Origin of the sequence: Rhodovulum sp. (assembly GCF_011048875.1) — a bacterium.
GTDB classification, from domain to species: Bacteria; Pseudomonadota; Alphaproteobacteria; order Rhodobacterales; family Rhodobacteraceae; genus Rhodovulum; species Rhodovulum tesquicola.
Genome location: NZ_DSDD01000421.1, coordinates 1 through 4,270, shown reverse-complemented (window position 1 = coordinate 4,270; position 4,270 = coordinate 1). Strand labels below are relative to the sequence as shown.

Sequence of the window (4,270 nt, the reverse complement as noted above, 5' to 3'; positions counted from 1 at the left end):
GGACTGCGCCCTCTGCGCTCTTGCCACGGTCCCTGGCCCCCGGGCGTCCCATCATGGCGGGGCGCTCCGGGTCTTCGGCCGCATCCGCCTGCGACTGTTCCGGATCACGCGCCGGCCGGCGCGCCGATCCCGCGAACGGCCGGCCCGCGGACTCCAAGGGCGCGGACCATCGCGCCGGCCCTCTCCTGCAAGGGCCGTCTCGGTTCCGGCCGGGCGCGGCACAGGGGGCGGCCCCGCCAAGGGTGTCGTATGTCCCTGGGGGACTCTTGCGCCGGTCGTGATGGGACCGTGGGCAGAAGGGAAGAAGATTGGCGGGAACTGCACCGGATCGGGGTGAACGTGAACCAGGTGGCCCATGCGGCAAACCGCGGCCGGGTCGACCTGGTCCGTGGGCATTGGGAGTCGCTGACCGAGTTGCGCCGGGCGCTGCCGGGGGTGCGCATGCTGCTCTTGCAGATCATCCGCGAACGGCGACGGCGCGGCGTGGAGCCGTTCCGCAAGCAGGGGCGGCGACCGGAACGGAGGGGGCCGATGGCTGAGCGGCACGGTGTCGCCGGGACGGTGCTCGAGGAGCTCGAGATTGCGAAGCCGCAATCCGGGCGGCTGCGCGCGGGCGCGGCACCCGGCCGGCGCGGACGGAAGGTCGCGCGCGGGCCGACCTGCGGCGGGAGCTTCACGACATCGCGGCCGATGTCTGTCGCGGTCTCGGGGACAGCCGCAGTGCCGCGTTGATCGCACAGGCACCGCAGACGGCGCTTTACGGCACGCGGGTTGCCGGGGACCGGATGGCGGTGGGCACCGACGCGCTGTCGGCCGCGCCGGAGGCAGTGACGCGTTTCCGCCGGAATGTCCAGCACGCGGCCGGGCTCGACGGGGCGAAGGTTCTGCGGCGGAGTTTGTCGACCGGTTCTACAAGACCGCCGCGGCGCTGATCGAGACGACACGGGGCGAGGTGACGCGGGGCAGGGCGCCTGCCCCCGAGAGCGACCGGCTGGTGCGCACCCTGTCCTCGATGGCCGCGATCCATGCCCGCCACGGCACGGTCGCGTTCGAGCGCAAGGAGCGTGCCGGCCGCTTCGCCCGCGATCAGCGCACCCGCCGTGGCGAGACCATCATCCCGGATCTCGCCGAGGGCCGGGACGACAGGCTCGCCGGCGATTCCCCGGATGCCGACAAGCGGCGGGCCATCGCCCGGGCCGTCATCGCCGCCGCAAAGGAACACGAGAGCCTCGGCCTCTCGCTCCGCGACGTCGAAAAGGCCGAACGGAAGATGCGCGACCGCGAGCGGGGGAGGAGCGGGAGCTTTGAGGAGGCCGCGCCATGCAACGCGCAAGGGGCACGGGATCATTTTGCAGTTGCATGGCAACGCCTCACCCTGATCCAGTTTCCGTTGTGAGGTCGTGATACCTCGTTCTTCGAACAGGGAGATCAGAATGGGCCTTCTTGACTGGCCGGGAAAAAGCGCCGCTGGTCCGGGGCAACCGGAACATCCAGCGGTCCATCACATGCTGGACGTGGCCGCGGTCGCCGAGGTCCTGATCGAGCCCTTCGGATTCGATCGGCCATTGCGCGAGGCCCTGGTGCTTCTCGTCGCCCTGCACGATCTGGGCAAGATCAGCGAGAGTTTCCGGCGGATGCTGCGCGAGGAAGTCCCGCAATCGTTCCGGCACTGGGAACTGACCGAGGTGCTCCTGTTCGAACTGGACCCCGTCCTGGCAGCACATCTCGGGGGCGATCCGTGGCATCGGCAAACGCTCTATGCGGCAAGCGCCGGTCATCACGGGCGGCCGCCCAAGCGTGCCTTGGGTGGGCTTGCATCCGCCGGGCGACGGCCGCGCGATTACCGACTTGCGCTCGCGGCCATTGGCACGGGTCTTGATGACGCCCGCCAGACGGTTGCGCAGTTCTGTGCGATCTGGCCGGACGCCTCGCTTGACGGGCTGTCCGATGACCGGACGTTTGCCTTGTCTTGGTGGTTGCCCGGGTTCTGCACGGTTGCGGACTGGATCGGGTCGAATACCGACCTGTTCAGGCCACCGACCTTGTGCCCCGGCCTGCCGGATTACCGGGCGGGGGCGCTTGATGCGGCGCGCATCGCCGTGGCCGGGGCCGGGCTTGCATCCGGCACCGCGCGGGATGTGCCGCTGTTCGACTTCGCCCTGCGCCCGATGCAGACGGCATGTGCCCGGGTGCCCCTGACCGATGGTCCGATGCTGGCCGTCATCGAGGACGAGACCGGCGCAGGCAAGACCGAGGCGGCGCTGATCCTGGCGCAGCGCATGCTGCTGGCGGGCAAGGGCAGGGGGCTGTTCTTCGCGCTGCCGACGATGGCCACGGCGGACGCGATGTTCCGCCGTGTCGCCGGCACCGTCGGGCGGCTGTTCGACCGACAGACGACCCTGACGCTGGCGCATGGCCGGGCCGGGCTGTCGGTCGCGTTCCGCGATCTGGTGACGGGCGGGCCGCGCGGCGAGGATGACGCGACCTGTTCGGACTGGCTGGCCGAAAGCCGCCGCCGCGCCCTGCTGGCCGATATCGGCGTGGGCACCATCGACCAGGCGCTGCTGTCGGTCTTGCCGGTGAAATTCCAGGCGCTGCGCCATTTCGGCCTGTCGTCCAAGATCCTGATCGTGGACGAGGTCCACGAACTCGGCGAGCCCTATATCGGCGCCGAGCTCGAGGCGCTGCTGCGCATGCATCGCACGGCCGGGGGCTCGGCCATCCTGCTGACGGCGACCCTGCCGATGGCGCAGCGCGCCCGGCTGCTGGCCATCTATGACGGGGCGTCGGACAGCCCGTCCTATCCGGCCTTGACCGTGGCCGGTGCCGCCCCCGTGACCGACCTGCCGCAAGCGACGGGGAAGCGGGGTGCGGTCGCTGTCCGGCGGTTGGCGCATCCGGACGCGGCTGCCGACCTGCTGGCGGATGCGGCGAGCAAGGGGGCGGCCTGCGTCTGGGTGCGCAACGCCGTGGATGATGCCATTGCCGCAGTCGGGCTGCTGCGCGCCCGTGGCATCGCGGCGCGCCTGCTGCATGCGCGCTTCGCCCTGTGCGACCGCAAGCGGATCGAGGGAGAGGTTCTTGCCCGCGTCGGCAAGGCGGGGGTCGGGCGCGAGGGCTTCGTGCTGGTCGGCACGCAAGTCCTCGAATCCTCGCTGGATCTCGATTTCGATGTCATGCTGTCCGACCTCGCGCCGATGGCCGCCCTGATCCAGCGCGTCGGGCGGCTGTGGCGGCACATGGACCAGCGCCCCGCCGCATCGCGCCCGGTTCCGGCCCCGGTGCTGCATGTGCTTTCGCCCGATCCGGCGCAGGTTGCCGACGCGCGATGGCTGCACGGCACGCTCGACCGCGGCGCCTGGGTCTATCCGGTTGCCGATCAGTGGCGCACGGCCGAGGTGCTGTTCCAGACTGGTCGGATCGAGGCGCCATCGGGGCTGCGCGCCCTGATCGAGGCTGTGCATGGGAACGACGCGCGGCTGATCCCCGAGGCGCTTGTCGAGGCCGAGATCGCCGCCGAAGGCCAGGGCGCCGCGGCCCGCGGACATGCGGCGCAGAACATCGTCGATCTGGCCGCGGGCTATCGTGCGGGCGGGCAGGCCAATGACGATGCCCGCTATCCGACCCGGCTGGGCGAGCCGCAGCGCGTGCTGGTGCTGGCCCGGCCCGAGGCGGGCGGTCTGCGGCCCTGGGCAGAGGGCGAGGGGCAAGAGGCATGGGCACTCTCCGAGGTCTCGGCCCGGCTGACGCGACTGGACGCGCTTGCGCTGCCGGACCAGTCCGCGCCCGGGATCATGGCCGTCACCCGCGACTGGCCCGACTGGAAACGCGCCGAATACCGTCTGTGCCCGGTTGCCGCCGACGGGACGATCTGCGCGGGGTTGCGCTATGATGCGTCGCTCGGGCTGCGCTTCGGTGACGAAAGCTGACACCCATGGCAATCAATCCACTTTACAGGTCCAGAGGCGGGTGTTCTACTTTCGGTTGATCATTACGTGTTCCATCCCGGATAATCACATTTCCCCTCGGCGATGTCACATCCCGGAAGGTAGTATGGCTTCTTCCTGAACAACTCCGGCTTGAGTTTGTGCCAGTCCTGCATCGCCAGCAAGGGCGGTTTGCTGCCCAAGGCCGATTGCGGAAATTGCTGGTTGTAGAGCCGGACATAGCGGTGCAGCGTGGTCTCCAACTCTTCGCCGGACCGGAAGTGGTGGCTTTGCAGAACCTCCTCGATCCGGCCGTTGAAGCGCTCGACCATGCCGCTCGCCAT

4 protein-coding genes are annotated in these 4,270 nt (G+C 69.9%); 3 read left to right on the top strand and 1 reads right to left on the bottom strand.

Going from position 1 to position 4,270, the window contains the following annotated elements; genetic code table 11:
• Window positions 1-288 precede the first annotated feature (288 nt).
• The 3 genes from mobC (at window position 289) to cas3 (ending at window position 3,929) form a co-directional block, all read left to right on the top strand.
• The gene (gene mobC / locus ENN83_RS14430) at window positions 289-732 is read left to right on the top strand and encodes a plasmid mobilization relaxosome protein MobC (protein ID WP_287188109.1); all 444 of its coding nucleotides are present in this window, start codon (window positions 289-291) and stop codon (window positions 730-732) included.
• Between the two features lie 280 nt (window positions 733-1,012).
• Entirely contained in the window at window positions 1,013-1,396 is a 384-nt protein-coding gene (locus ENN83_RS14425) for a hypothetical protein (RefSeq protein WP_287188106.1), read from the top strand.
• 37 nt (window positions 1,397-1,433) lie between these two features.
• Complete coding sequence (cas3, locus tag ENN83_RS14420) at window positions 1,434-3,929, top strand: CRISPR-associated helicase Cas3' (protein ID WP_287188103.1); 2,496 nt, start codon at window positions 1,434-1,436, stop codon at window positions 3,927-3,929.
• Window positions 3,930-3,991: 62 nt separating this feature from the next.
• Here cas3 and ENN83_RS14415 read toward each other — a convergent pair.
• Window positions 3,992-4,270, bottom strand: a 279-nt coding sequence (locus ENN83_RS14415) for an integrase core domain-containing protein (protein WP_287188100.1), incomplete at its 5' end; no start/stop codon positions are given.

Coding starts and splice junctions, on each gene's coding strand:
- ENN83_RS14425 (WP_287188106.1), top strand. CDS start 1,013: ATGGCCGCGATCCATGCCCGCCACGGCACGGTCGCGTTCGAGCGCAAG.
- cas3 (WP_287188103.1), top strand. CDS start 1,434: ATGGGCCTTCTTGACTGGCCGGGAAAAAGCGCCGCTGGTCCGGGGCAA.